The 25,687-nt window shown below is 71.5% G+C and carries 24 protein-coding genes; 10 read left to right on the top strand and 14 right to left on the bottom strand.

Annotation, left to right across the window (positions count from 1 at the left end; all coding sequences use genetic code 11):
• Positions 1-80: 80 nt before the first annotated feature.
• The 6 genes from ABIA32_RS04970 to ABIA32_RS04945 form a co-directional block, all read right to left on the bottom strand.
• The gene (locus ABIA32_RS04970) at positions 81-1,595 is read right to left on the bottom strand and encodes a TQO small subunit DoxD (protein ID WP_370092581.1); all 1,515 of its coding nucleotides are present in this window, start codon (positions 1,593-1,595) and stop codon (positions 81-83) included.
• Between the two features lie 110 nt (positions 1,596-1,705).
• Positions 1,706-2,743, bottom strand: a complete 1,038-nt coding sequence (gene rlmB / locus ABIA32_RS04965; RefSeq protein WP_370092580.1) for a 23S rRNA (guanosine(2251)-2'-O)-methyltransferase RlmB — start codon at positions 2,741-2,743, stop codon at positions 1,706-1,708.
• 49 nt (positions 2,744-2,792) lie between these two features.
• Positions 2,793-4,193, bottom strand: coding sequence for a cysteine--tRNA ligase (cysS, locus tag ABIA32_RS04960; protein WP_370092579.1), 1,401 nt, complete (start codon positions 4,191-4,193; stop codon positions 2,793-2,795).
• Positions 4,194-4,433: 240 nt separating this feature from the next.
• Positions 4,434-4,916 carry a 2-C-methyl-D-erythritol 2,4-cyclodiphosphate synthase gene (ispF, locus tag ABIA32_RS04955; RefSeq protein WP_370092578.1) on the bottom strand — a complete coding sequence of 161 codons (483 nt, stop codon included), beginning with the start codon at positions 4,914-4,916 and terminating at the stop codon, positions 4,434-4,436.
• Positions 4,906-5,670: a 2-C-methyl-D-erythritol 4-phosphate cytidylyltransferase gene (ispD, locus tag ABIA32_RS04950; protein ID WP_370092577.1), complete on the bottom strand. Its 765-nt coding sequence runs from the start codon at positions 5,668-5,670 to the stop codon at positions 4,906-4,908. Before ispD ends, ispF begins: the two co-directional genes overlap by 11 nt.
• 196 nt (positions 5,671-5,866) lie before the next feature.
• Complete coding sequence (locus ABIA32_RS04945; protein WP_030255707.1) at positions 5,867-6,349, bottom strand: CarD family transcriptional regulator; 483 nt, start codon at positions 6,347-6,349, stop codon at positions 5,867-5,869.
• Positions 6,350-6,710: 361 nt separating this feature from the next.
• Between ABIA32_RS04945 and ABIA32_RS04940 the strand changes: the two genes are divergently transcribed.
• Entirely contained in the window at positions 6,711-7,343 is a 633-nt protein-coding gene (locus tag ABIA32_RS04940; RefSeq protein WP_370092576.1) for a hypothetical protein, read from the top strand.
• A gap of 101 nt (positions 7,344-7,444) precedes the next feature.
• On the opposite strand, the gene ABIA32_RS04935 is transcribed toward ABIA32_RS04940, so the two are convergent.
• Complete coding sequence (locus tag ABIA32_RS04935) at positions 7,445-8,131, bottom strand: response regulator transcription factor (RefSeq protein WP_042457857.1); 687 nt, start codon at positions 8,129-8,131, stop codon at positions 7,445-7,447.
• Positions 8,128-9,399 (bottom strand): sensor histidine kinase, encoded by a 1,272-nt coding sequence (locus ABIA32_RS04930; protein ID WP_370092575.1) that lies wholly within the window; start codon positions 9,397-9,399, stop codon positions 8,128-8,130. Before ABIA32_RS04930 ends, ABIA32_RS04935 begins: the two co-directional genes overlap by 4 nt.
• A 176-nt stretch (positions 9,400-9,575) precedes the next feature.
• Here ABIA32_RS04930 and phoU point away from each other — a divergent pair, with 176 nt between their 5' ends.
• From phoU to ABIA32_RS04915, 3 genes are all read left to right on the top strand, one after another.
• Positions 9,576-10,247, top strand: coding sequence for a phosphate signaling complex protein PhoU (phoU, locus tag ABIA32_RS04925; protein ID WP_370092574.1), 672 nt, complete (start codon positions 9,576-9,578; stop codon positions 10,245-10,247).
• 671 nt (positions 10,248-10,918) lie between these two features.
• The gene (locus ABIA32_RS04920) at positions 10,919-11,551 is read left to right on the top strand and encodes an RNA polymerase sigma factor (RefSeq protein ID WP_370092573.1); all 633 of its coding nucleotides are present in this window, start codon (positions 10,919-10,921) and stop codon (positions 11,549-11,551) included.
• The gene (locus ABIA32_RS04915; RefSeq protein WP_370092572.1) at positions 11,548-12,342 is read left to right on the top strand and encodes a hypothetical protein; all 795 of its coding nucleotides are present in this window, start codon (positions 11,548-11,550) and stop codon (positions 12,340-12,342) included. Before ABIA32_RS04920 ends, ABIA32_RS04915 begins: the two co-directional genes overlap by 4 nt.
• A gap of 85 nt (positions 12,343-12,427) precedes the next feature.
• Here ABIA32_RS04915 and ABIA32_RS04910 read toward each other — a convergent pair whose 3' ends face one another.
• Positions 12,428-13,186, bottom strand: coding sequence for a phosphoglyceromutase (locus ABIA32_RS04910; RefSeq protein WP_370092571.1), 759 nt, complete (start codon positions 13,184-13,186; stop codon positions 12,428-12,430).
• 105 nt (positions 13,187-13,291) lie between these two features.
• On the opposite strand from ABIA32_RS04910, the gene ABIA32_RS04905 reads away from it, so the two are divergent.
• Positions 13,292-14,587, top strand: coding sequence for an MDR family MFS transporter (locus ABIA32_RS04905; protein ID WP_370092570.1), 1,296 nt, complete (start codon positions 13,292-13,294; stop codon positions 14,585-14,587).
• 10 nt (positions 14,588-14,597) lie between these two features.
• Complete coding sequence (locus ABIA32_RS04900; protein ID WP_370092569.1) at positions 14,598-15,896, top strand: GNAT family N-acetyltransferase; 1,299 nt, start codon at positions 14,598-14,600, stop codon at positions 15,894-15,896.
• Positions 15,897-15,930: 34 nt separating this feature from the next.
• On the opposite strand, the gene ABIA32_RS04895 is transcribed toward ABIA32_RS04900, so the two are convergent.
• The 5 genes from ABIA32_RS04895 to ABIA32_RS04875 all read right to left on the bottom strand — a co-directional run bounded on the left by ABIA32_RS04895 (position 15,931) and on the right by ABIA32_RS04875 (position 19,643).
• Entirely contained in the window at positions 15,931-16,839 is a 909-nt protein-coding gene (locus ABIA32_RS04895) for a deoxyribonuclease IV (RefSeq protein WP_370092568.1), read from the bottom strand.
• Positions 16,840-16,873: 34 nt separating this feature from the next.
• Complete coding sequence (locus tag ABIA32_RS04890) at positions 16,874-17,758, bottom strand: GyrI-like domain-containing protein (protein ID WP_370092567.1); 885 nt, start codon at positions 17,756-17,758, stop codon at positions 16,874-16,876.
• 185 nt (positions 17,759-17,943) lie between these two features.
• Positions 17,944-18,525 carry a hypothetical protein gene (locus tag ABIA32_RS04885; RefSeq protein ID WP_370092566.1) on the bottom strand — a complete coding sequence of 194 codons (582 nt, stop codon included), beginning with the start codon at positions 18,523-18,525 and terminating at the stop codon, positions 17,944-17,946.
• Positions 18,522-18,917: a hypothetical protein gene (locus ABIA32_RS04880; RefSeq protein WP_370092565.1), complete on the bottom strand. Its 396-nt coding sequence runs from the start codon at positions 18,915-18,917 to the stop codon at positions 18,522-18,524. The genes ABIA32_RS04885 and ABIA32_RS04880 overlap by 4 nt, the downstream gene beginning before the upstream one ends.
• 108 nt (positions 18,918-19,025) lie before the next feature.
• The gene (locus tag ABIA32_RS04875; RefSeq protein ID WP_370092564.1) at positions 19,026-19,643 is read right to left on the bottom strand and encodes a TetR/AcrR family transcriptional regulator; all 618 of its coding nucleotides are present in this window, start codon (positions 19,641-19,643) and stop codon (positions 19,026-19,028) included.
• Positions 19,644-19,662: 19 nt separating this feature from the next.
• Here ABIA32_RS04875 and ABIA32_RS04870 point away from each other — a divergent pair, with 19 nt between their 5' ends.
• From ABIA32_RS04870 to ABIA32_RS04855, 4 genes are all read left to right on the top strand, one after another.
• On the top strand, positions 19,663-21,453 hold the full coding sequence (locus ABIA32_RS04870; RefSeq protein ID WP_370092563.1) for a recombinase family protein: 1,791 nt from the start codon (positions 19,663-19,665) through the stop codon (positions 21,451-21,453).
• Positions 21,454-22,250: 797 nt separating this feature from the next.
• Positions 22,251-22,967, top strand: coding sequence for a hypothetical protein (locus tag ABIA32_RS04865; protein WP_370092562.1), 717 nt, complete (start codon positions 22,251-22,253; stop codon positions 22,965-22,967).
• Between the two features lie 227 nt (positions 22,968-23,194).
• A complete protein-coding gene (locus ABIA32_RS04860; RefSeq protein ID WP_370092561.1) occupies positions 23,195-24,196 on the top strand; it encodes a hypothetical protein in 1,002 nt (333 codons plus the stop codon).
• Positions 24,197-24,389: 193 nt separating this feature from the next.
• The gene (locus ABIA32_RS04855) at positions 24,390-25,394 is read left to right on the top strand and encodes a DUF2637 domain-containing protein (RefSeq protein ID WP_370092560.1); all 1,005 of its coding nucleotides are present in this window, start codon (positions 24,390-24,392) and stop codon (positions 25,392-25,394) included.
• Positions 25,395-25,687: the final 293 nt, after the last annotated feature.

The raw sequence follows: 25,687 nt of genomic DNA, 5'->3' as shown, positions 1-25,687 counted from the left end.
CCACCGGAAGGTGGTCGGCCGCTCGGTCGTTCCCGGTCCGCGCGCTGAACGCGCTGGACGCGCTGGGCGCGCTGGGCGCGTCAGCCGCCCAGCAGGCCGCCGATGACGCCCTTGGGGCCGGTCGCGCTCGGCGCCGGGGCCGGGTTGTTGGAGTGGCTCGGCGGTGCCGTGCTGCCCGAGGAGCCGCCCGTCCCGCCCGTCGTGCCGTGGCCGGTGGAGGAGCCGCGGTGCCGGTGGGGCGTCCCTGAGGGGGACGCGGCGGGCTTCGACGCGGCCGGAGCCGGCCAGCCGGAGCCCTGCGGCCCCGTGCCGGTCGGGACCGGGACCACGCCCGTCGGCCAGGCGCCGAGAGGCAGCGGCTGCGTGGGCGTCGCGGACGGCGCCTCGCTCGGGACGGTCGTCGTGGCGGTCAGGTGCGAGGCGCGCACCGCCGCGCCCAGGACGGAGCCGAGCAGCAGCGTCCCGCCGATGACCACGGTGGCCACCACCACGCCGCGACGGACGACGCGACGCCGCAGCTGGGTCACCCGCGCGTGCTCGCCGAGCCGCCGCCAGGCCTCCAGGTGCAGCCAGCCGTCCAGGGAGAAGAGCGGCGCGCCCGCCAGCAGCAGCGGGCTCCACGCGGCGAGGTAGATGATCTCCGGCGTGTCGTAGGCCGGCACCGTCTGCCAGCTGACGGTGACCAGCAGGGCGAAGGCGAGCAGCATCGCCACCGCCGCGCACAGCCGCTGCCACAGGCCGAGGATCGCCAGCACGCCCACGTTGATCTGCACGAACGCCACCGCCAGGCCGGCGCCCACCGGGTGGGCCATCGCCAGCGCGAGCAGCGGTTGGGCGACGCTCCACGGGTGCAGCGCCTCCAGCCAGTGCATCATCGAGCCGCGCGCGCCGCCGTTGAAGTAGACCGGGTCGCACAGCTTGCTGAAGCCCGCGTAGAGCGAGAAGCAGCCGAGGAAGACGCGCAGCGGCAGCAGCACCAGCCCCAGATCGACCCGCTTGCCCGGGTACCAGGCGTGGTGCTGCGCGGCCGCGACGCCGTCCGACGCGTCGGGCAGCGGGGGGCGCCTGGCCGGCGGATCGAAGACGCGGACGTCGTCGAAGTCCTCGTAGGCGTCCAGCTCCTCGAAGTCCGCGAGCGACATCTGCTGGGTCGACTCCAGCTCCTCGGCGGCCCGGCCCTGCCCCTGCGCGGGCACGCCGGGCATGCCCGGTGCGCCGGGGACCGCGAGGTCGAGTTGGCCGGTCCAGGTGATCGGCACCACGCGTCCGCGCCGACGCGGCATCGCGCCGACCCCGCCTGTTCCCGCGCCGAGCCCCGGGGCGAGGCCGACGGGCATCGCCCCGGCCATCGCGCCGACCAGCACCGGTTCGCGCATGCCCGCGCCCGCGCCGAACGCGGCGCCCGCGCGGACCGGGCCCGCGTCGATCAACGAGGCCGCCGGCGGGGTGAAACGGACCCGGAAACTCGCGGTGGTGGTGTTCAGCCGCGTCGGGTCCGACGGCACCTTGACCGTGTTGAGCATCGGCTCGCCGCCGTCTATCCCACCGGCGTTCGCCGCCTCGGGACGGGGACGGGTACGTGTTCTGGTGTCCACACTCCACTAACCGGCCGAAGGGCCGGAAGGACACTCCCGGTTGACAGAGTTGACAACCGGCCACGTGACAGCCCCGGCACACCCCGGCCGCAGCCTCGGTGCCGGACGCGTCAGCCCTTCGTCGCGGCCTTCGTGGTCTTCGCGGCCTTTGCCGCCTTCTCGTCCTTCGCGGCGTTCGCACGCAGCCGAGCGGCCTCGTAGAGCACGATGCCCGCCGCCACACCGGCGTTGAGCGACTCCGCCTGTCCCGGCATCGGAATACGGACCGTCAGATCGCAGGTCTCGGCGACGAGTCGGGACAAGCCCTTGCCCTCGGAGCCGATCACGACCACGACCGGGCCGGTCAGCGAGTCCAGGTCGACGACCTCGTGCTCGCCGTCGGCGGCCAGGCCGACCACGAAGCAGCCCGCCTTCTGGTAAGACTCCAGCGCCCGGGTCAGATTGCTGGCGCGGGCGACCGGGACGCGGGCGGCCGCGCCGGAGGAGGTCTTCCACGCGCCGGCGGTCATGCCGGCCGAGCGGCGCTCGGGGACCACGACGCCGTGGCCGTCGAACGCGGCGACGGAGCGGACGACCGCGCCGAGGTTCCGCGAGTCGGTGATCCCGTCCAGCGCGACGATCAGCGCGTTGTCGCGGTTGACCGCGGCCGCGGCGAGCAGGTCGTCCGGGTGCGCGTAGTCGTACGGCGGAACCTGGAGGATCATGCCCTGGTGGTTGTGGCCCTCGGCCAGGTTGTCGAGCTGCGCGCGCGGCGCCTCCTGGAGCGGGATGCCCCGCTCGGTGGCCAGCGCGAGCGCGTCGCGCACGCGGTCGTCGTTGTCGATGAACTGCAGCACATAGAGCGCGGACGCGGGGACGCCGCCCTGCAGGGCCTCGAGCACCGAGTTGCGGCCGTAGACGAGCTCCGCGCCGGACTTGCCGGTGCGGCCCTGGACGCCGCCGCGCTTGGCCCCGCGGGCCTTCGCGTCGGCGGCACGCTTGGCGGCGGCGTTGGCGGCACGCTGCTTCGGGTGGCCCTTGCGCGCCTCACCGGGCGGCGTCGGGCCCTTGCCCTCCAGCGCCCGACGGCTGTGGCCACCCGTGCCGACCGACGCGCCCTTCTTCGATCCGGGGTTGCGGCGGTTCCTGCGCTGGCTGTTGCCGGCCATGGGTGCTGTCCTGCTTCCTTCTTGTGCTACTGCGAGTTACTGCGAGAGGTCATTTGCTGAGGGTCCAGCGCGAGCCGTCCGCGCGGTCCTCGATGGTGAGCCCGGCCTGGGCGAGCCGGTCCCTGATGGCGTCGGAGGTCGCCCAGTCCTTGCGCTCGCGCGCCGCCTGGCGCTGTTCGAGCAGCAGCTTGACCAGCGAGTCCACCACGCCGTGGAGGCTGTCGCCGGACCCGGCGCCCGGGTCGGCCCACATCGGGTCGAGCGGGTCCATGCCCAGCACTCCGAGCATCGCACGGACTTCCGACAGACGCGCTACCGCGCTCTCCTTGTCGTCCGCGGCGAGCGCGGCGTTGCCCTGCCGGACGGCGGTGTGCACGATCGCCATCGCGCCCGGGACGCCGAAGTCCTCGTCCATCGCCTCGGCGAAGGCCGGCGGCACGTCGGCGGCGGGCTCGACCTCGCCGTGGAGCTCGACGACGCGCTCGATGAAGCCCTCGATCCTGGCGAATCCGGTCTCGGCCTCCTGCAGGGCCTCCGGGCTGTACTCGATGGTGGAGCGGTAGTGCGGCGTGCCGAGGTAGTAGCGCAGCACGATCGGCCGCCACGTGGTCACCATCTCGGAGACCAGCACCGAGTTGCCGAGCGACTTGCTCATCTTCTCGCCGCTGAGCGTCACCCAGGCGTTGTGCAGCCAGTAGGTGGCGAAGTCGTCACCGTAGGCCTTGGACTGGGCGATCTCGTTCTCGTGGTGCGGGAAGATCAGGTCGCGCCCGCCGCCGTGGATGTCGAAGGACCGGCCCAGGTACTTGTGCGCCATCGCGGAGCACTCCAGGTGCCAGCCAGGCCGCCCGGCGCCCCACGGGGTGGGCCAGCTGGGCTCGCCGGGCTTGGCGGCCTTCCACATGGCGAAGTCACGCGGGTCGCGCTTGCCGGTCTCGCCCTCGCTCTCGGGCTGACGCAGGTTGTCCAGCTCCTGGTGCGAGAGCGCGAGGTAGTCGGGGTAGGAGGTGACGGAGAAGTAGACGTTGCCTTCGGGCGTGGCGTAGGCGTGGCCCTTCTCGATGAGCGCCTGCATCATCTCGATCATCTCGGTGATGTGCCCGGTCGCGCGGGGCTCGCCGGTGGGCGGCAGGCAGCCGAGGGCGGCGTAGCCGTCGTTGAAGGCGCGCTCGTTGGCGTAGCCGATCTGCCACCAGGGCTGGCCCGTCGTGCGCGACTTGTCAATGATCTTGTCATCGATGTCGGTGACGTTCCGCACGAACGTGACGTCGTAGCCGCGGTGGGCGAACCATCGGCGCATGATGTCGAAGTTCAGCCCGGACCGGATGTGCCCGATGTGCGGGGCGGCCTGGACGGTCGCTCCGCAGAGGTAGATCGAGACGCAGCCCGGCGTGTTCGGGACGAAGTCGCGGACCTTGCCGGAGGCTGTGTCGTGCAGGCGAATGCTCACCACACCAGGGTAGTGGGCGTCGAGCAGTGCACAGCGCCTGTCGGCGCGGCAGCCACGAGCCGTTATTACCGCTGACACATTGGGCTGCACTGTCCAGGGGCGCGGGGCTCTGCTTGATTCACTGCGTGCGCGAGCAACCACCCTGCGCGGATGGCCCTGCACGTTCGGGGACTCACCACCTCGGTGGCTTGTCGCGCAGTTCCCCGCGCCCCTAGGGTCCTGCAACTGAGCCTCTCAGCGTCAGTACACCAGCGCAGTGGCGACAGCCGTGAGGCCTTCTTGGCGGCCGGGGAAGCCGAGGCCGTCCGTGGTCGCGCCGGAGACGGAGACCGGGGCGCCGACCGTCTTCGTCAGAAGCTCCTGTGCTTCCGCGCGGCGCTTGCCGATCTTCGGGAGTGGGCCGACCAGCTGCACAGCGACGTTGCCGATCTCGAAGCCCGCCTCGCGGACGATCCGCGCCGCCTCGGCCAGCAACGTCAGGCCCGACGCTCCCGCCCACTCGGGACGGTCCGTCCCGAAGTGCGCGCCGAGGTCGCCGAGACCCGCCGCCGAGAAGAGCGCGTTGCACGCCGCGTGGGCGACCACGTCGGCGTCGGAGTGGCCGGCCAGGCCGAAGGAGTAGCCGTCCCAGAGCAGGCCGGCGATCCACAGTTCGCGGCCGTCCTCGAAGGCGTGCGTGTCCACGCCGATGCCGGTGCGGGGAATGCGGAACTCAGTACTCATCGCGTGACCTTCGACGTGCCAGCACGGCCTCGGCGAGGACGAGGTCCAGCGGGCGGGTGACCTTGAAGGCCTCCTCGTGGCCCGGCACGACCACGACGCGGCCGCCGAAGCGCTCGACCAGGCCTGCGTCGTCCGTCGCGTCGACGCCCTCGTCGAGGGCCTTCGCGTGGACGCGGTCGAGGATGTCACGGCGGAAACCCTGGGGCGTCTGCACCGCGCGGAGGGTCGACCGGTCGGGGGTGGAGACCACCGGTTCGGGGGTGCCCGGCGTGGACGCCGGGTTGACCTGCTTGACGGTGTCGGCGAGCGGGACCGCGGGGACGACCGCTTCGGCGCCGTCGGCGACGGTGCGCGCGACCGCGTCCACGACGTCGACGGGGACGAGCGGGCGGGCGGCGTCGTGCACGAGGACGACGTCGATGTCGGCGGGGAGTGCGGCGAGGCCGGCCCGCACGGACTCCTGACGGGTCTCGCCACCGGGCACCACGACGAGAGCAGCGCTCTCGCGTTCACCGAGCGCGTCTGTGAGCAGTGCTCTCACTTCGGCGACGCCGTCCGCCGGCGCGACCACGACCACCAGACCCACGGCACGCGAACGCGCCAGCGCGCGGACAGCGTGGACGAGGATCGGCACCCCGCCGAGCTCGCGCAGGGCCTTCGGGGCACCGGGCCCCAGTCGTTCGCCCCGGCCTGCGGCGGGGACCACTGCTGCGGCGTTCAGGTTTGGTCCCTTCAGGGATGTGGGTATGGCCAAGGCGTGCCGGGCTCAGCGCCCTTCCGTGAAGCGCCAATTGACGCCCGCGCCCGGCACACGTACCGCTTTCACGCACGCCTCAGCGCCCGGCGACGCGACCGCCAGGCGCTGGGACGTACGACGAACACAGCACTGGAACCTCAGCGCTGATCAGGCCTGAAGCCGTGATGGCGTCAGACCGGGACCGTGATCCACCCTACGAGGCGAGCACCTCGTCGAGCAGCGTCTCAGCCTTGTCCTCGTTGGTGTTCTCTGCGAGCGCCAACTCGCTCACCAGGATCTGCCGGGCCTTCGCCAGCATCCGCTTCTCGCCTGCGGACAGCCCGCGCTCGCGCTCACGTCGCCAAAGGTCGCGCACAACCTCCGCGACCTTGATAACGTCACCCGAGGCAAGCTTCTCCAGGTTCGCCTTGTAGCGGCGGGACCAGTTGGTCGGCTCTTCGGTGTACGGTGCCCGCAGCACCTCGAAGACCCGATCCAGCCCGTCCTGCCCGACCACGTCGCGCACGCCCACGAACTCCGCGTTCTCCGCGGGCACGCGCAGCGTCAGGTCGCCCTGCTGCACCTTGAGCACCAGATAGGTCTTGTCCACACCCTTGATCTGGCGGATTTCGATAGCCTCGATCAGCGCGGCCCCGTGATGGGGGTAGACCACGGTGTCGCCAACCTTGAACGTCATGTGACAGGTACCCCTTCCGTGGCTTTCCAGAGTAACACGCTCAGGGCCGTATCAGAAGGGCGTTTTCGCAGGTCAGAGCTGGTTCGCAGGCTTGACAAGCGGCACGATTCCATGCTGCGACCCCTGTTCGAGAACCATTTCCCGCAGGTCGGAGCGGTTGTCCACGAACCTGTGCGGGTACCGTCGGGCCGCAATGATCTTGCGCTCAGGGCGTTATCAAACCGTGATCTGATCTTCGTCCGGCAGGGTCGGCAGCGCGTTGGGGACGCGACACGGGCTACCCCGTGTGGAGCGGATAAGCGCCGTCGGTAATCTGAACGCGGCCCAGAACCATCGAAACGTTCAAGGAGCACCCTCCGCCGTGAGCCGCACTCTTCGTCGCGGCGCGGTCGCCGCCGTCATCGTCGCGATCGCCCCCGTCCTCGCCGCCTGCTCTGCGGGGTCCAGCGCGGCGACCCTCCAGATCAAGCCCAACACCGCCGCCACCACGCTGAACATCCCCGGCGGCGGCCAGCTGATTCTGAACGGCATCGCGGTCGTCACCGACGCGACCGGCAACGCGCCGGCCAATGTCGTCGCCAGCATCTCCAACAACGAGAACCAGGACGACAGCCTGGTCTCGGTGACCGTGGGCACCACCGCCGCCACGATCACCGGCCCGACCAAGCTCCGCCAAGGCGGCGCACTCTTTCTGAGCATCCCCGGCGCGGGCAACCCCGTCGCGCAGGTAGCCACGCTGAGCCAGCCGGCCGGCGCCAACATCCCGGTGACCTTCGGCTTCGCCAACGGCGGCCCGGTCACCGTGCTCGCCCAGATCCAGCTCCCCACCGGCGACTACGCCTCCTTCGCCCCGGCGACGCCGACGCCCACCCCGCTGCCGTCCGAGTCCAAGGTCGCGGGCCTGCCGTCCGGCTCCGCCTCCGCGAAGCCCGGTGCCAGCCACAAGGCCACGCCGAGCGGCTCCGCCACGCCGAGCGCGTCCCCGACGCACTGACGCCCCGACGCGGAGCACTGACGCAAAAGACTGAGGCCGAACCTGTCCCGGAAATCGGGACAGGTTCGGCCTCAGCCACGTTCGGGTGAAGAAAGCAGGGCTTACGGCTCGAACTTGTAGCCCAGCCCCCGCACCGTCACCAGGTACCGCGGCGCGCCCGGGTCCGGCTCGATCTTCGCGCGCAGACGCTTGACGTGGACGTCCAGCGTCTTGGTGTCGCCGACGTAGTCCGCGCCCCAGACCCGGTCGATCAGCTGCATCCGGGTCAGCACCCGACCCGCGTTGCGGAGCAGCATCTCCAGCAGGTCGAACTCCTTCAGCGGCAGGTCGACCTTGGCCCCGTCCACGGTGACGACGTGGCGGTCCACGTCCATCCGGACCGGTCCGGCCTCCAGCGCGCCGGGGCCGCCGGTGGTCTCCTCGGTCTCGCCACGGCGGCGCAGCACCGCACGGATGCGGGCGACCAGCTCGCGGGTGGAGTAGGGCTTGGTGACGTAGTCGTCCGCCCCTATCTCCAGCCCGACGACCTTGTCGATCTCGCTGTCCTTGGCGGTGACCATGATCACCGGGACGCTCGACTTGGCCCGCAGCTGGCGGCAGACCTCGGTGCCGGGCAGGCCGGGCAGCATCAGGTCGAGCAGCACCAGGTCGGCGCCGTTGCGTTCGAATTGGTCCAGCGCGTCGGGGCCGGTGGCGGCGATGGCCACCTCGAAGCCCTCCTTGCGAAGCATGTAGGAGAGGGCGTCGCTGAAGGACTCCTCGTCCTCGACGACAAGCACACGGGTCACGGCATGGCCTCCGGGGCAGCGGTAAGGGTGGGAGCGGAAGGAGCGGTGGGAGCGGATTCGTCGGATTCGGATTGCTCGGGCAGTACGGCCGGGTCGTCCTCGCGGGACGGCTCCTGGCCGGCCGCCCTTCCTGCGGGCAGGCGCAGGGTGAAGGTCGACCCCTGGCCCTCGACGCTCCACACCGCGACGGTGCCGCCGTGCGAGGCGGCCACGTGCTTGACGATGGAGAGGCCGAGGCCGGTCCCGCCGGTCGCCCGGGAGCGGGCGGGGTCGACGCGGTAGAAGCGTTCGAAGATGCGCTCGCGGTCCTTCTCCGAGATGCCGACCCCCTGGTCGGTCACGGATATCTCGACCGCGTCCTGCTTGGCCCCGGGCAGCTTGCGGGCGGCGATGGCCACCCTGGTCCGGGCCGGGCTGTAGTTGACGGCGTTCTCGACCAGGTTGCCGAGGGCCGCGGCGAGCTGGCCGCGGTTGCCGTAGAGGTGGAGTCCGGCGATGCCGCCGGCGGCCATGGTGATCTGCTTGGCCGCGGCCTGGTGACGGCAGCGGTCCATCGCCTCGGCGACGAGTTCGTCCACCGGGACGGGCTCGGGGTCGACGAGGCGTTCGTCGTCCTGGACCCGGGAGAGCTCAATGATCTCCTGGACCAGACTGGTCAGCCGGGCCGACTCGATCAGCATCCGGCCGGAGAAGCGGCGCACCGCCTCCGGGTCGTCGCTGGCGTCCTGGACCGCCTCGGAGAGCAGCGACAGCGCGCCGACCGGGGTCTTCAGCTCGTGCGAGACGTTCGCGACGAAGTCGCGGCGGACCGCCTCGATCCGGCGCGCCTCGGTCAGGTCCTCGACCAGCACCAGCACCAGCCGGGAGCCGAGGGGGGCTACCCGCACCGAGACCGCGAGCACCTCGCCGCCGCTGGCACGGCGCTGGATGTCGAGGTCGGCCTGACGTATCTCGCCGTCGCGGCGGGTCAGCCTGGCCATGGCGAGCATCGAGTCCATGGCGATCGCCCCGCCGCGCACCAGCCCGAGGGCATAGGCGGCGGAGCTCGCCTTGATCACCTGATCGCTCTCGTCCAGCACGACAGCGCAGGAGCGCAGCACCGACAGCACGGTGTCCACACCCGGCGGTAGGGCCGGCTCCTCCTGCTGGTCGGTGCGCTTCGAGGGCAGGTGTTCCTTCTCGCTCCAGCGGAAGGCGAGCGCGGCGGTGAGGCCGACTCCGAGCCCGACGAGCGCGCTCACGGAGGCGGCGGCCACGTTCACGTCCATATCTTCAGCGTAAGCGCACTGTGGTCACCAGCAGTGACCCCGAGAGAATGCGCTCAGCCGGAGGATGCCGAGAATTCACCTTGGCGTCCCCGGTGGTTCACTCCTGCTGAGGACGAGGGTCGTCCAAGCAGCGCACAGTGGGTGGCGAACACCCGTCCAGGAGGATTGAGACAAGAATGCGCGACGCTTACCACGAGGAACTCGACTCGATCAGCGACGGGCTGGTGGAGCTGGCACGCCTGGCCGGTTCCGCGATGGGCCGGGCGACGACGGCACTGCTGGACGCGGATCTCGAACTGGCCGAGAGCGTGATCGCCGCCGACGAGAAGCTCGACTCGCTCCACCATGACCTGGAGAACCGCGCGATCGCCCTGCTGGCCCGCCAGCAGCCGGTCGCCACCGACCTGCGCATCGTGGTCACCTCGCTGCGCATGAGCGCGGACCTGGAGCGCTCCGGCGACCTGGCCCGCCACGTGGCCAAGCTGGCCCGGCTGCGCTACCCCGAGTCGGCCGTCCCTGCGGACCTGCACCCGATCATCCTGGAGATGGGCCAGCTCGCGCAGCGCCTGATCTCCAAGGCCGGCCAGGTCATCGCCACCAAGGACGTCGACGCGGCGCTCGAGCTCGAGCGCGACGACGACGCCATGGACGACCTGCACAAGCAGCTCTTCGCCCACCTGCTGGACGACCGCTGGCACCACGGCGTGGAGACGGCGGTCGACGTCACCCTCTGCGGCCGCTACTACGAGCGCTTCGCCGACCACGCCGTCTCGGTGGCCAAGCGCGTCGTCTTCCTGGTGACCGGCGAGCACGCGGACGACTTCGTCGCCGAGGCGGGCGACAAGTAGGCGGAAGGCACCGGCGCGGGGCGCGCGGACCTGCTGACGGGCGTACGGGATGATCCCGTACGCCCGTTGACGCTCCGTACACGGGCCGTTTCACTGGGAGACAGGCCAGGCGGGGCAACCACGCCGCGCCGGCCGAGCTAGAGGAGGGCCGCACGCCATGACCCGGACTCCGACGCCCCCGTCCCCCACCCCACCGCCGGCCACCGACGCCCCACGCCTCCCCCTCCTCGCCGCCTGCGGCTGCGGCTCGGGCTGCGGCTGTGGCTGCCAGTCCGGCAGCGCCTGCCAGTGCCGCGGGTGCGGGCACTGACGCTCCGCGGGTGAGCTTGCTCGGCTGCTACGACGCCGTGGGGCCCGCGGGCCCCACGGCGTCGTGTAGCACATGGCCCGGCGGCTGGCGGCCCCGCGTCGGCGCGACCGGCGTCCCACGCCACCGATCGCCTGTCCTGCTCCTGCACCGTGCCCCCGGTCTGATCCTGCCTGCCTGATCCTGCGTCGAGGGCGCGGACGCCCGCGACATTCGCGCAGCTGAGGGGCTGTCCGCTTTGCGGTGCCGGGATACTTCTTGCCCTGGCTTGGTACCGGCCCCGCACCGTCGACCGGACGACGGAGTGGCGTGGATCACAGCAACGGTGGGACGGGACCGGACAGGTAGGGGTGTGGAGAAATCGATGCGAGCGCGGATACGCGCCGGGGATTCGGCGGCGTTCGGGCAGCTCTTCGAGGATCACGCCGGGGCGGTCCACCGGCATGCCCTCCGGATGACCGCGGACTGGGCCGTCGCCGAGGACGTCGTCTCGCTGACGTTCCTTGAGGCGTGGCGTCTGCGCGCGCGGGTCGAACCGGACGGCGACAGCCTGCGGCCCTGGCTGCTGGGCATCGCCACCAACGTGATCCGCAACACCCGCCGCGCCGCCCGCCGTCACCAGCAGGCGCTCGCCAAGCTGCCGCCGCGCGACATCGTGCCCGACTTCGCCGTGGAGCTGACCGGCCGCATCGCGGACGCCGAGCAGCTCGCCGCCGCGAAGGCCGCGCTGGAGAAGCTGCGTCCGGCCGAGCGGGAAGTTTTCGCGCTGTGCGTGTGGGAGGGGCTGGACCACGCTGCCGTCGCCGAGGCCCTGGGCAAGCCGGTCGGGACGATCCGCTCCCGGCTGTCGCGCGCCCGCAGCCGTCTGCGGGAACTCACCTCGAAGGAGCTGGCCGCGGGTCGCTCCGAAAAGACGATGCAACGCATGGACACCCACGGACAGGTAACTGATGACCGCGGACTCGCGGTCCGGTCGAAGAAGGAGACGATCCGATGAGCGCCACCCCCCGGCACCGGTCCCAGCAGGCCGAGCGGGAGGAACTGGCCGGGCTGCTGCCGGCCGCGGCCGCCCCGGAACTCTCCCGAGGCCGCCACCTCCTGCTCAAGGAACACCTGATGAGCACCGTGACCGAGAACTCCCAGCGCACGGCCAAGCGACGGACTCTGACGCTGCGTCTGGCGCTCCCGGTCGGCCTGGCCGCCGCCGTGGCCGGCGTCGCCCTCACCGCCGGAGCGGGCCACCCTGCCGCTCCCACGCCCGGCCTCGCGGCCGGGAGCCAGTCCCCGGTGAGCATCGGCGACGTGGCGTACACGGTGCAGAGCAGCGGCGACGACACGGTCAGGCTCACCGTTCTGGACCCGAACAAGCCGGTCGACGTGCCCCGGCTGCAGCGTGACCTGGACCGGCTCGGCGTCCGCAGCCACGTCTACGCGGGCGAGCCCGGCTGCCAGGCCCCCGCGCCGAAGTCACCGCCCGTCGACTCGTCGGACGCTGCGCTCAACGCCATGAACGGGGACAGCCGGACCCGGCTGGCGTACTTCGGATGGGACATCTCCTCAGAAGGAGTCAAGCAGGTCCTCACCGTCCACCCGAGCCGCATTCCGACCGGGGAGCAGATCTTCATCTACCTCCCGCTCGCCAGGACCAGCCCCGCGAACGGCTTCCGCGAGCTGGAGGCCGCCCTGATGACGAACCCGGCCCCCAGCTGCATGCCGGCCAGGACGTACACCAACCCGCTGGCCAACCTCTCCCGGTCAGCGACCCCCACTCCGACCCCGGCCCACTGAGCCGGCCCCACAGGCGGCCCAGGACAGACGAACGCCCCCGATCTGCGCGGTTCGCGCGGGTCGGGGGCGTGATCGCGTAAGGCGATTACTTCTTGCCCTGGTTCTTGACCGCCTCGATCGCGGCAGCCGCGGCGGCCGGGTCGAGGTAGCGGCCGCCCGGGGTGAGCGGCTTGAAGTCGGCGTCGAGCTCGTAGACGAGCGGGATGCCGGTGGGGATGTTGAGGCCGGCGATGGCCTCGTCGGAGATGCCGTCGAGGTGCTTCACCAGCGCGCGCAGCGAGTTGCCGTGGGCGGTGACGAGGACGGTGCGGCCGGCGGCCAGGTCCGGGACGATCGCGTCGTACCAGTACGGCAGCATGCGGTCGACGACGTCCTTGAGGCACTCCGTCTGCGGGCGGATGTCGGCCGGAAGCTCCGCGTAGCGGGTGTCGTCGGCCTGGGAGTACTCGGCGTCGTCGGCGAGCGGGGGCGGCGGGGTGTCGTAGCTACGACGCCACAGCATGAACTGCTCCTCGCCGAACTCGGCGAGGGTCTGGGCCTTGTCCTTGCCCTGCAGCGCGCCGTAGTGGCGCTCGTTCAGGCGCCAGGAGCGGTGCACCGGGATCCAGTGGCGGTCCGCGCGGTCCAGCGCGATCTGCGCGGTGCGGATGGCCCGGCGGAGCAGGGAGGTGTGCAGAACATCGGGAAGAAGACCCTCGGACGCGAGCAGCTCGCCGCCGCGTAGAGCCTCCTTCTCGCCCTTCTCGTTCAGGTCGACGTCGACCCAGCCGGTGAAGAGGTTCTTCTCGTTCCACTGGCTCTCGCCGTGGCGGAGCAGGACAAGACGGTAGGGAGCTTCAGCCATGGCCACGAGCCTAGACCAGGTCGTTATTGGCTGGCGCGCGCGGCACCACGACCGGTAATGTCTCAACCGCTTATCTGACACTTACCTGCCCTGGTCGGAGCGCACATGCCCAAGCCTGCCCCCTCCCGTCTGCGAATTGTGCTGAGCGAGACGGTGGGCGGCCTGCCGACCACCTTCTGGTGGCTGTGGACCAGCACGCTGGTGAACCGCCTGGGCAGCTTCGTCGTCACCTTCCTCACCCTCTATCTGACCGCCACCCGTGGCTTCTCCCCGGCCGTGGCCGGGCTGGTCGTCTCCGCCTTCGGACTCGGCGGGGTCTTCGGCGCGATCGCGGGCGGTATCGCCGCGGACCGGATCGGGCGGCGGCCGACGCTGGTAGCCGCGCAGACGCTGGCCGCCTTCTCGACGATCCTGCTCGGCTACACGCGCTCCCCCGCGCTGATCGCACTCGTCGCCGCGCTGCTCGGGCTGACCAGCAACGCCGCGCGGCCCGCCATCTCGGCGATCATGGCCGACCTGGTTCCGAGCGCCGACCGCGTGCGGGCGTTCTCGCTGAACTACTGGGCGATCAACATCGGCTTCGCGGTCTCCGCCTCCGTCGCGGGCGCGCTGGCCGCGCACGGCTTTCTCATCCTCTTCTACGGGGACGCGATCACCACGCTGCTCTGCGCGCTCGTCGTCTTCCTCCGCATCCCGGAGACCCGGCCGGAACGACCCTCCCCGGGGGAGCGCACCAAGGCGGAGCCGGAGATCGGGATGGGGACGGTCTTCCGCGACGGCGCCTTCATGGGCCTGGTCGGCCTCACCTTCGTGCTCGCCATGGTGGTCGGGCTCGGCCAGGTCGCCATGCCGGTCGTGATGGGACGCCAGGGCTTCTCCGCCACCGACTTCGGCCTCGTCGTCGCGGTCAACGGGGTGCTGATCGTCTTCGGGCAGATCCCGATCACCCGCCTGATGCGGAACCGCAGCCGCACCGCGGCACTGATCGCAGCCTCGCTGCTGCACGGCTTCGGCATGGCGCTCTGCGCCTTCGCCGGCGGGATGGGCTTCTACGCGCTGACGGTCGTGGTCTGGACCCTGGGCGAGATCCTGTGGACGCCCGCGAACCAGGCCCTGGTCGCCGAGCTCTCGCCGGTCCACGGCCGCGGACGCTACCAGGGCGTCTTCTCGCTCGCCTGGCAGACGTCCTCGTTCCTGGCCCCGCTCGCGGCGGGGCTCATGCTGGCCGGGTGGGGAGCCGACTCGGTCTGGGGCGCCTGCGCCGCGCTCGGCGTCATCAGCGCGGTCGGCTACGTCGCGCTGATGCGCGGCCGCGCCGGTCAGCGGCCGTCGGCCGTACCGACAGCCGTGCCGAAGGCCACCGAGAACAAATCGGATGCCGGTGTCGGTGCGGGCTCCTAGAGTGCCGGACATGGGACAGCGTCAGGACACCTCCGCCAGTGCGGGCAGCAGCTCATCAGCACCGATCGACATCCGCGTCGTCACCGACGAGGAGCTCCCCGCCTGGGGCCAGGCGCTCAACGTCGGCTTCATGCGCGCCAGGGGCGACGGCTCGCCGGACTGGCACCGTCAGCGCTTCGAGCTGGGTCGCGCCCTCGGCGCGTTCGACGGCGACCGTTGCGTCGGCACCTTCCGCAGCTTCGAGAAGGAGCTGACGCTTCCCGGCGGAGCGACGGTCGTCGCGGACGCGGTCACCAACGTGACGGTCTCGGCCAGCCATCGCCGACGCGGCCTGCTCACCCGGATGATGCGTCAGGACCTCGACGCCGCCGTCGCCCGCGGCGAGGCCTTCGCCATGCTGATCGCCGCCGAGTTCGGGATCTACGGCCGCTACGGCTTCGGCCCGGCCAGCGCACAGCAGGGCAGGCTGATCGACAAGCAGCTGGCCGGCGGCCTCCGTGTCCCCGCCGAGGCCGAGGGCGGCAGCATCGAGCTGCTGACCATGGCCGAGTACGCCAAGATCGGCGCGGAGCTGCACGAGCGCTTCCGTCGCACCCGGCCCGGCGCGGTCTCCCGCAACGCGTTCGTCTGGCGGATCCGCTCCGGCGATTCGGCGATGCCGGGCCACCCCTTCAAGGAGCCGCTGGTCGCCCTCTACCGCGACCCTTCGGGCACCCCGGCCGGGCTGCTCGCCTACGAGGTCACCGACGAGTGGCGCAACTGGCTGCCCAAGGACGTCACCCTCAAGGTGAAGGACTACTTCGCCGTCGACTGGGCCGCCGAGGCCGCGCTGTGGCGCTTCGCGCTGGAGGTGGACTGGGTGCAGCGGATCGACATCTGGGACCTCGCGCCCGACTCGCCGCTCCCGCTCGCTCTGCACAACCAGCGCGCCTGCATCGACAACAACGACAGCGTCGGGGACTTCCTCTGGGTCCGCATCCTCGACGTGCCCCAGGCCTTCTCCGCGCGGACGTACGACGCGCCGGGCCGGGTGGTCTTCAAGGTCACTGACGCGATGGGCTACGCCGCAGGCCACTTCGTGCTCGACGCGGCCGAAGACGGAACCGGCCGCTGCGTGCCCGCCCCTCCGGCCGAGGAGGTGGACTTCGAACTTGACGTCAGCCAACTGGCGGCCGTCTACTTCGGCCACCAGCCGCTGGCCCGGCTCCAGGCGGCGGGGCAGCTGACGGAGCGCCGCGCCGGCGGCGTCCGCGCGGCGCAGCGGGTGCTGCGCACGGAGCTCGCACCCTGGTGCCCGGACGTCTTCTGACCCGGCCGGCCCGGCTGGCCCGGCTGGCCCGGCATCATCCGGCGTGTGAGCGCAGGCGCTTGAGCGTCTCCACGTCGGCGGCGTGACCGAAGCCGGGCGCGGCACTGCGGTCGGGCGTCTCCAGGATCAACGGCACGCCGCGCGTCGCGGGGTGCCGGAACAGCTCGGCGAACGGCTCCGCGCCGATGTGGCCGTCGCCGATGTTGGCGTGCCGGTCCTTGCGCGCGCCCACGACGTCCTTGGAGTCGTTGGCGTGGATCAGCCGCAGCCGGTCCGGACCGAAGACCTGCTCCAGCAGGTCCAGTGCGGCGGTGACCCCGCCGGGCGCGGCGAGATCGTGCCCGGCGGCGAAGACGTGGCAGGTGTCCAGGCAGACGCCGAGCCTTGGGTGGCGGTCCAGCGCGTCCGCGTACGCGGCCAGGTCCTCGATCCGCGAGCAGAGCGACTCCCCCTGCCCGGCCGTGGGCTCCAGCAGCAGCCACGGCGCGTCCTCGTCGTCTCCGAGGTCCTCCAGCAGCGGCCGCACGTCCGCCCGTACCTGCCGCATCGCCTCGTCCCGTCGGCCCGAGCCGACGGCCGAGCCGGTGTGGACGACCAGACCGCGCGCGCCGATCGCCCGCGCGCGGTGCAGCGAGTGGCGCAACGACTCGGCGGAGCGCTCGCGGGTAGCGGCGGTGTCCGAGCCGAAGTTGATCAGGTACGGCGCGTGGACGTACGCGGGCAACTCCCGCTCCGCGCAGGCCTCGCGGAAGGCCGCGTCCTGCGCCGGGTTGCCGGACGGCGTGGCCCAGCCGCGCGGATTGGCGACGAAGACCTGGACGGCCTCCGCGCCTATCCGCTCGGCGTAGGCGATCCCCGTCCCCACCAGCCCACGTGCGGCGACCGGCACGTGGGCGCCGATGGGATTGCGGCGGCGGGCTTCGTCCTCGTCCTTGCTGTGCACGCGTGCAGCATGCCACGCGAGGCTCCGGCCGAGGTCAGCCCGCCTGCTCCACCGGGATCCACAGCTCGGCGACCGCGCCCTTGCCGTCCGGCGCGGCACCGACCTTGAGCAGTTCCGGCCCCGGGCGGTAGCGGTAGGGATTGGAGGGGAACCACTGGGTGAACACGTCCGCCCACAGCTGCTGCAGCGCCTGCGGGAACTCGCCGGTGTTGGCGAAGACGGCCCAGGTGCCGGCCGGGACGTCGAGTGCGTCGAGGTCCTCCGGCAGCGTCTCGGCGGCGGCTTCGGTCACCACCGCGTGGTAGTAGTCGAGATCGGTGCCCTCGGCGCGCTCGGGGTCGTGGGTGACGGTGGCGGAGATGATCCCGGTGGGCTCCAACCCCTGCTCGGGGTCCGAGAGAGCCGCGATGCGTGCCATCGTCTCCGGGCCGATGCCCTGGATCATCTCGGCGATGCCCGGGTTGACGCCCTCGTAGACCAACGGCACCCTGGCGACCCTCCCCACCACCTGGAACCGGTCCCGCTCCACGATTCGGTACTGCATGGTGCTGCTCCCTTCGACGACGAGTCGGAAGGACATCCGCGGCTGCGCCTTCAACACCGCGCCGGTGCGCCGTGCCTCCCCTGGCCCGACCCCGTGCATCGCGCGGAACGCCCGCGCGAAGGCCTCACCGGAGCCGTAGCCGTGCCGGACGGCGATGTCGAGCAACGTCCGCTCCCCGGCCAGCACTTCGGCCCCGGCCACGGTCAGTCTCCGCCGCCGGATGTACTCCGACAGCGGCACCCCGGCCAGCGCGGAGAACATCCGCCGCAGGTGGTACTCCGAGGTCAGCGCGATCCGCGCCAACTCGGCGACCTCGACGGGCTCGTCGAGGTGCGCCTCGATGTGGTCCATCGCCTGGTTGAGCGGTTCCAGCACGCCGGATTCCTTCCTTGTCCCTTACGTCCACGAGCCTAGGAATCCTCCCCCGCCCCGCACCCGACATCCTGTGCCCGCTCCGGTCGGCTCCTCGGCTCGGCACGCGGTGCCGTCGCCGGGATCGTCGCCGAGACCCGCGGCAACGCCAGAACGACCTACACCTTCCGTGCCTGGCGGCTTGGTCGTCAGCGCTCGGAGGGGTCGAGTCGGTCGTGCCGCCAGGCGTGGAAGGCGGTCACACAGATCCCGACCAGCAGCACCAGTGCTGTCCAGCCGACCAGCGCTCCCCACAGGGCGAGCGTCCCCGGTGATCCCGTGGCCGCCACGAACAGCGCCAACGGGCCCAGCACGAACGTTTTCAGTACCACCCCGGCGACATCGTGACGCTCGCGCAGCAGGAACGTCCCGGCCAGGCTGGCCATGGCGCCGAGCAGCACCCACAGAAGACCCAGAAGGCCGACGCCGCCGAAGACCAGCAGGACCGCCGAGACGTAGCCGACCGACAGACCGGCCACCAGAAACCAGCCCGTCGCCACCCGGGCCAGCACCACCGCCCACCGCCGCGCCGGCACGTCCCACACCCGCAACGGCCAGGCCACGGCCCAGGCCAGCGCGAACGCCGGCCCCAGCACCAAGAGCGGCCACGGCGCCCGCAGCAGCACCAATGCCGGGACCAGCGCGAGGGCGATCGCGCAGCCTTCCCCCAACTCCCGTACCGGCACCGGCCTCCTGGGCGGCACGAACCGCCGCCCTGCCTCCGCGTTCACCGGTGACTCCCCTCTCCCCTTGGGCTGCCTTCGAACGGTCGCAGCGGCTCTCCCGCGTCCGCCCAGCGCCAACTGCGGTGCTCCAGCACGACGCACGTGTACACGGCACGCAAGCGCGGTGCCGCGCCGTCGGCTTGGGGCACGCGCTCCAGGACAGGCGGTGACAGCACCCCGCCGCAGTCCGGGCACCACTCGGCGAACACGCGCTCGCTCCGCCGGCTCAGCGCCCTGATCAGCCAGACCAGCGCGCCGATCGGCACCAGCAGCGCGAACGGCCCCACCACGAAGATCGCGAAGAACGTGACGAACAGCAGCACCCCCAGCACCACCGGCACCGCGACCGCGATGCCCACCACCCGCGCCACCTGCCGGCCCGTCCGCATCGTGCTCATCTGGTCACCGCCGCCAGCGGTATCAGCCGGACGTCGTATCTGCCGTGCTTCCTCATGTTCCCCTCCATGCCGCCGCGTTCCCGGCGGCATGGAGGGGCTGAGCTCAGCTCAACTCTCCTTGCGCCGACGGCGCTTGCTGGGCGTCTCGGCCGCCTCCTTGCTGGGGGCGGGCTTCGAGGCAGTCGTTTTGCCGATGGTGGGCAGGACGAAGTCCTTGATCATGTCCACCGCGTCCCGCACCAGCGGGCGGAAGACCCGGTAGCGCGAGAGGGTGACGAGCTTGGCGACGAAGGGAGCGCAGCGCTTGACGAAGGCGCGGGTGCGCCCGGTGTCGTCGGTGCGGTCGAAGACCCAGTACAGGACCACGACCATGAGGTGCAGCCAGAGCAGGTCGGGCAGCAACTCGTCCAACTCGGGATCGATCTTCGGACCGAGATCCGAGCCGTCCAGCACCTCACGGAAGAGCTGGACGGCCGTCTCGCGGGCCGGGTGGGACTCGTTCGAGAAGGGGCTCAGCGCGCTGTTCGGGTCGGCCGCCGTCCGGAAGAACTGCGCCGCGAACTCGTGGTACGGCGCCGCGCAGTCCACCCAGGACTCGAGGGCGATGCAGAGCCGCTCCGAGAAGTCGGTCCTGCCCGCCATCCGCTGTCGGGCGTCGATCGCGTGCTCGCGCGTCATGCGGTCGTAGAACCCCTGGATCAGGAATTCCTTAGATCTTCCGCTCATCTCTAGTAACGTCGCGCGCATGGAGACCACACCCGAACTGCACTGCCCCCACGAGTGGGTACCCATCATCCAGGCTGCCATGGCGAGCGCGCTGCCGCACCCAAGGACCGCAGGTCCCGACAGCGTGCGCGTCGGCGTGCTCATCCGGCAGAGCCGTGCCCGTGAGGACGACTCGCAGGGCTCTCCCCGTGCCCAGCTGGACACCGCCTTGCACATGGTGCAGTCGCCGGCGCGCGGCTCCTGGCACGTCAGGCCGGAGCACGTCTTCGCGGACATCGGGGTCTCCGGCTGGTCTCCCACCGTCAAGCGCCCCGGCTACGAGGCCATGCTGCGCGAAGTCCGAGCGGGGAAGCTGGACGTGGTCATCGTCTTCGCCCTGTCGCGCCTCTCCCGCAAGGGCGCTCTCGACGTGCTGAGCATCATCGACGAGTTCCGCACACACGGCACTCGCCTGGTCTCCGCCACCGAGCCATGGCTCGACACCGACCCGAGCAACCCGGTCGGGCAGGCAATCCTCGGCCTGACCGCCGCCCTCGCCCAGCAGGAGTCCAACCAGAAGTCTGAGTTCATCACCGGCACCCACGCCCAGGCGCGCAAGCGCGGCGGGCATGTCGCCGGGCGCGCACCGTACGGCATGCGCATCACGCCGGTCCTGGTCGACGGGGTCAAGGTTCGGAAGCTCGAACCCGACCCGGAGACCGCGCCGACCGTCCGGAAGATGGTGAAGTGGACGGTCAGGGACCGTCTCGACCGGCGCGAGATCGCCGCGCGGCTCACGAAGGCCAAGATTCCGACCCCGACCGGCAAGAGCACGTGGCTCGTCGCAACGGTCCGCAGCATTCTCCGCGATCCGCAGATCGCCGGGTACTCGGTGGAGCCCTTCACCCGACTTGAGAAGGACGCCGACGGCAAGACCCGCCGACGTGCCGTCACGGCGACGCACGGCATCCTCTACGGGGCAGACGGAAGCCCCGTCACCCTCCACGAGGGGATCATCTCCCGCGCGGAGTGGTGGGAACTCCAGATGATCCAGGGCCATGACGCCAAGGCGCCGCGGGTTCGCAACCCTCGGGCCGAGGGCGCGCCCACCGGCCTCTTCACCCGCCTCGGCATCCTGCGCTGCGCCGTGTGCGGGCGACCGCTGCAGTCCAATCCCGGCAAGGGATCGCGCTACGCCTTCTACACCTGCAACACCGGCCCAGGCGGGCCCCTCAACGCCGCCCGGCACAGCCAGGGCGTGACGATGGCCCAGGTCGATGACGTGGTCCCCCGGATGGCCTTCCGACGTCTGGCCGCACTCGACCCGCAGGATCACGCCGACCGTGCTGTCCTCCAAGCCGTGGCCAGGCGCTTCGCCAACCAGCACCGCTCGGAGGAGGCCCAGGAGCAGAAGGCCGCAGCCGAGAAGGAACTGGAGCACGTTCAGGCCGCGCTGCGCACGCTGGCCGCCGACCGCGAGGCTGGCGACTTCGACGGCCCCACGATGACTGCTGTCTACCGGGACAGCAACCGCCGCCTCCAGGCGACGGAACAGCAGCTCCTGGCCACGATCGCGGAGCTCAGCACCCATGACTCCGACCAGGTCGCCCTGCCCTCGGAGTGGTTCCTGCCTGCTGAAGACCCGGTGGCGGATGGGAGTCCGTGGTCGACATGGGACATCAACCGCAAGCGCGAGTTCCTCGTGACCGTGCTGGAGGAGGTGAAGGTCTCGCCCGTAGGCCGCAAGGGCAACCACGTGGACGTCGCCGAGAGGCTCGATCCCGAGTGGGCAGGCACCAGGAAGCCGGCCCCGAACACACCAGACGAGTGACCCGCAGGCCACCAGGCCGACCGGTGCTGTCCGAAGTAGCACCTTTCACGGCATTTTGAATAACGGTTACATAACATATCTCAGCACGCGCCCGTGCTCACTTGACACAGCAGCATCGTTTCATGCAGGTTGTCGAGTCCATCTCTCCACCCCCAGATGTGCCAACAGTCACGCCAGCCCCTGGAGCCACGGATGTTCGACCGCCTGACTGCGGTCCTCCAGCGCGCCGCACAGAGTGCCGCCGCGCCGCTCCTGACTGCTGCGCTCGGCAGCCCCGCTGATCTCGCCGCCGCCGCGAGATTCGGCAGATCCTGACGGTCAGCTCTCTCCCCGCCTGACCTGCGCCTCCGCGCAACCTCGGTGCTTTTCGCCCCATCGTCGCCCCGCGCGCAGGGCATTCCATGCCGCGCGACTCACCAGGCACGAGCCCGATCGGCACGCGCCTGAGCGGTCGCCACTTCGGCCTGGTTCGCGGAGTCACAGGCCCCAGGTGAGCTGAGCCCCATCGCGCCACTTCGGCTTCCCGGAGATCGTCCTGCCGAGGTCCCGGCTGTACGCCGCCTACGGTCTGCGCCTGACGACGCGAAGCACCATGCCGTGCGGTCTCAGTGATCGCCAATTAGGTCGCGAGCCCAATTACGACTACCTTGACGCACCGCTTCACGTCGCCTGCCCCCTACCGAAAGGCCCTCAGTTTGCCCCTGACTCACCCCCTCCCCCACCGCAGCGCCTCCGCCGCCCGAAAGGCCGTCCTGCCCGGAGCGGCGTGCCCGCCTGCCGACGGCGTACCGGTCGGGATGTTCCGCTCCGTCCGGATCACCGGGGCGCTCCCCGATCCGCTCTCCACCTGGTGTGTCACTACGAGCCTTCGGCCCGTGGCCGACGCAGCGGCGAAGCTCCTCGGGGGCACCGTTCAGCCGAGCCCGTCGGCGGACAGCACCTTCGAGGTCCTCACTGACGCCGCCGAAGTCGAGGTTGTCGTCGACTCCCCGCGTGACATCCGCAGCGAAATGAAGCTCTGGGACCGGACCGGCCTCACACATCACTGTGACGGTCAGGTGTTCCTCGCCGACGACCGCCGACGCGGCACCACCTGCGGTTGCCCGGCTTCCCTGGCAGCACGTCGGCAGCGCGCCCGTAGCGGGCGCGGACCGCTGGCGCACACGCTCACCCGCTTCCGGCTGGCCGACGCACCGCTTCTCGGTGCCTTCCTGCACGAGTCCCTGTCGTGGGAGCTGGCGGAAGAGGTGGGCGCCCTGCGCGCGGCCGCTGCCAGGGCGCAGGGCCCGTCCCGCTTCAAGCTGCGGCTGACAGAGACGGAACTGGCCGTCCCCGGCCTCCGGGCGATGTCGGTTCGCCGCCCAGTCCTGGATTTCGTCGCGCCCGTGACGTCCGCGCTGGTGAGCGGTCATGCAGCGTGCGTCCGGTCGGTCGCCGAGGCCGCAAGATCCGCCCGGACCGTAGTACAAGCCGTCCTCGGCCGCAGGCCGCGCTCCTGCCTCGGCTCGCCCTGAGCCCGATCACCGGCGTGAACCTCGGCAGCCGAGAGGGTGTCTTCGGCCATTCAGACGGTCACCGTCAGCGCGCACGATAGTGCTGTCTGACGTGTGATCACAGTCGCTGCGGAAGGAGGTGATTGGGCATGGCGCGCGTAGTAGTGTCGCTGGTCCACCAATCGAATAAGGCGACCCCGGCAGCGCGCCAACGCTCCGGGGTCCGGCACCAGGAGCGATCACTCCAGATGCACGTTCATCGTAGCCGCCATGTGCGCGGCTTCACCGCCCTGCCCAATTACCTGCTGCAGGACCGCAGGCTGTCCTACACGGCTCGCGGTCTCCTGGCTGACCTGCTCTCGCGCCCGGACGGGTGGCGGGAGGACGGCCGGCAGATGGCCGACTCCAGCCCGCAGGGCCGCACTGCGGTCGCGAAGGCGCTGCGCGAGCTCGCGCGCGCCGGGTACTACCGGGTTGAGAAGGTCCGCCAGGCGGACGGGACCGTGGTCAGTGAGGCCCACGTCTACGACACCCCGCAGACGGCTCCGGGTGCCACGGTTGCGGGCTCCGGTCGCCGGATGGTCGGTGGTCCTGACGTCCTTCCAAAGGACCTGGTGAAAGAACCCTCCCACCCCCGCCCCGCGGACGGCACCGGCGCGGCGGGGCGGTCCGGCCTGCCCGGAAACGGGGAGGGCGGCCGGGAGACCACACCCAGCACCACCCCCGCCCCAGCCGAGGAGCTGGCGGCGGACGGTGGCGTGGCCGCGCCCGTCGAGCCGCTCGCGCCTGCCCCTGGCGCGGTCGCACCCGAGGTGCGTGAGGCGGCGGCGATGCTGTTTCGGGTGATCCGCCCTGAGCCACGCCTGCGCCTCGGCGCGGCCGAGGCCCTCTCCCTGGCACCGCTGGTCGCCGGGTGGCTGGAGCGCGGGGCCAGCGAGCACGACCTCGCCGCCGCCCTGCTGGCGGGCCTGCCGGCGCAGGTCCACGCACCGGTGGCGCTGCTGCGCGACAGGCTGGCTCGCAAGCTCCCGCCCGAGCCCGTCCAGCAGGCTGCCGCCGTTCCGACGGTGCGGTGGCATGAGTGCGCGAAGTGCGCCGACCCGGTCCCGCAGCCGGGGATCTGCCGCGCCTGCGCGGGCCTGGCCGCGCGCCAGCCCGCCGTGGGCTCCGGCAGTGCGGTGACCGCGCGCGGCGCGGCCCTGGTCAGAGCCTCCCTGCGCGGCACCCAGCCCGCCACCGTCACGGCCTGACCCGCGCGCCCAGCTGCGGGCTGCCGATCGACCGCGGCGCTCCGCGTACCGGACCACCCCTCACCGCCCCCTAACAGCAGGGCCGTGACCGCTGCCGCCCGGGCGGACCACCACCCTTCGATGCCGCTGCTCTGCGCATGCCGCCAGCGCGAGCTTCGGCGTCCCCACCCACACCCGCAAGGAGACTCCCGCCTTGACCACCACACCCCTGAACCGTCGGCGCTGGCTGCCGCGCCCTGTCTGGTGGGACCGTGCCGCGATCTTGCTGCTCGGTGCCGCCGGGTGCGCGCTCTCCTACGACGCGCTGCGGCAGATGGCCTTCGCCATCCACGTCCGCCCCGCCCTGACGTGGCTGTTCCCGATCGTGATCGACGGCTTCATCGCTTACGGCGTGCGTGCCCTCCTCGTCCTGCGCGGCGCCCCGTTCCGGGCCCGCGCCTACGTGTGGACCCTGTTCGCCGCCGCCACGGCCACAAGCGTCTGGGCCAACGCCCTGCACGCGATCCGCCTGAACCAGACCACGCCCGCCTCGGAACTGCACCTGAGCGACCGCGTCGTCGGGCTGCTGTCCGTGGTCGCGCCGCTCGCGTTGGCTGGGGCGACCCACCTGTTCATCCTCATCAGCCGCCACGCCCACCAGACCGACCAGCTCTCCGTGGGGACCGCCGCCCACGAGCCGGCGGGACCGCTCAACGAGGAGGCGGGGACCGCGTGGTCCGCACTTCCGGCCAGCGCCACCGGGGCGGGGACAGCTGCGGCCATGATTCCGGCCGTCCCCGTCAAGCCGGGGCAGCCGGGACCAGCCGGGGACGCGGCGACCACCGAGACGGTCCCCGACATCACGGCGGGGACCGCACTGGCCGAAACCCCCGCAACGGTCCCCGGGACCGGGTCGATGCTCGCCGCGGAGGGGACCGTCGCGGTGGAGAGCAATCCGGTCCCCGCAGGTCACCGGGCGGACGGTGATTCCGGCGGCGCGGTCCGCGCTGCCCGTCTGGGTCGGCCTGCCGACGCGTCGATCCCCGAGCTGGCCCAGGTCCTCGGCACCGTCCCCGTCGAGGGCGGCCGGATCACCCGCGCGAAGGCGCGCAACGCGATCGGGGCCGCGGGACTGTCCGCCGGAAACGAGCGGATCAAGGAAGCCCTCCAGCTCCTGGACCCCGGTCCCTCCGCGCTGCCGCACCCCGACGCGGACTGAACCGCGCCGCCGTACAGGGGCTGTCCGGGCACTTCCGGCCGGACAGCCCCACCCTTCTCCTCCCCATCATCGCCTGTTCCGGCTGGACCGGACCGTCCCGGTCCCGGCCTTCCGCCGTCCCCACCGTCTACCGATTGGAGTCCCGCCTATGACGCCTCGTTTCTGGCCCCGCACTGCCCACACCCCCGCCTCGCCTGCCACGGTCGCTGAGCAGCCGCCGCGTGCCGCCCAGGCCCACGGGTCCGACACCGCCGCCGGGCCGGGCTCCGGTCTTGCAGTTGCTTCAACTACCC

The sequence above is a fragment of the Streptacidiphilus sp. MAP12-20 genome (genome assembly GCF_041262525.1).
GTDB lineage: Bacteria > Actinomycetota > Actinomycetes > Streptomycetales > Streptomycetaceae > Streptacidiphilus.
Note: the sequence above shows the minus strand (reverse complement) of the source record. Positions and strands in the feature narration are given on the sequence as shown.

Bases quoted from the DNA above. Each gene is read 5' to 3' on its own strand.
- rlmB (WP_370092580.1), bottom strand. From the start codon at position 2,743: ATGGCCGGCAACAGCCAGCGCAGGAACCGCCGCAACCCCGGATCGAAG.
- ispF (WP_370092578.1), bottom strand. From the start codon at position 4,916: ATGAGTACTGAGTTCCGCATTCCCCGCACCGGCATCGGCGTGGACACG.
- ABIA32_RS04945 (WP_030255707.1), bottom strand. From the start codon at position 6,349: ATGACGTTCAAGGTTGGCGACACCGTGGTCTACCCCCATCACGGGGCC.
- ABIA32_RS04930 (WP_370092575.1), bottom strand. From the start codon at position 9,399: ATGGACGTGAACGTGGCCGCCGCCTCCGTGAGCGCGCTCGTCGGGCTC.
- phoU (WP_370092574.1), top strand. From the start codon at position 9,576: ATGCGCGACGCTTACCACGAGGAACTCGACTCGATCAGCGACGGGCTG.
- ABIA32_RS04920 (WP_370092573.1), top strand. From the start codon at position 10,919: ATGCGAGCGCGGATACGCGCCGGGGATTCGGCGGCGTTCGGGCAGCTC.
- ABIA32_RS04915 (WP_370092572.1), top strand. From the start codon at position 11,548: ATGAGCGCCACCCCCCGGCACCGGTCCCAGCAGGCCGAGCGGGAGGAA.
- ABIA32_RS04910 (WP_370092571.1), bottom strand. From the start codon at position 13,186: ATGGCTGAAGCTCCCTACCGTCTTGTCCTGCTCCGCCACGGCGAGAGC.
- ABIA32_RS04905 (WP_370092570.1), top strand. From the start codon at position 13,292: ATGCCCAAGCCTGCCCCCTCCCGTCTGCGAATTGTGCTGAGCGAGACG.
- ABIA32_RS04900 (WP_370092569.1), top strand. From the start codon at position 14,598: ATGGGACAGCGTCAGGACACCTCCGCCAGTGCGGGCAGCAGCTCATCA.
- ABIA32_RS04880 (WP_370092565.1), bottom strand. From the start codon at position 18,917: ATGAGCACGATGCGGACGGGCCGGCAGGTGGCGCGGGTGGTGGGCATC.
- ABIA32_RS04875 (WP_370092564.1), bottom strand. From the start codon at position 19,643: ATGAGCGGAAGATCTAAGGAATTCCTGATCCAGGGGTTCTACGACCGC.
- ABIA32_RS04870 (WP_370092563.1), top strand. From the start codon at position 19,663: ATGGAGACCACACCCGAACTGCACTGCCCCCACGAGTGGGTACCCATC.
- ABIA32_RS04865 (WP_370092562.1), top strand. From the start codon at position 22,251: ATGTTCCGCTCCGTCCGGATCACCGGGGCGCTCCCCGATCCGCTCTCC.
- ABIA32_RS04860 (WP_370092561.1), top strand. From the start codon at position 23,195: ATGCACGTTCATCGTAGCCGCCATGTGCGCGGCTTCACCGCCCTGCCC.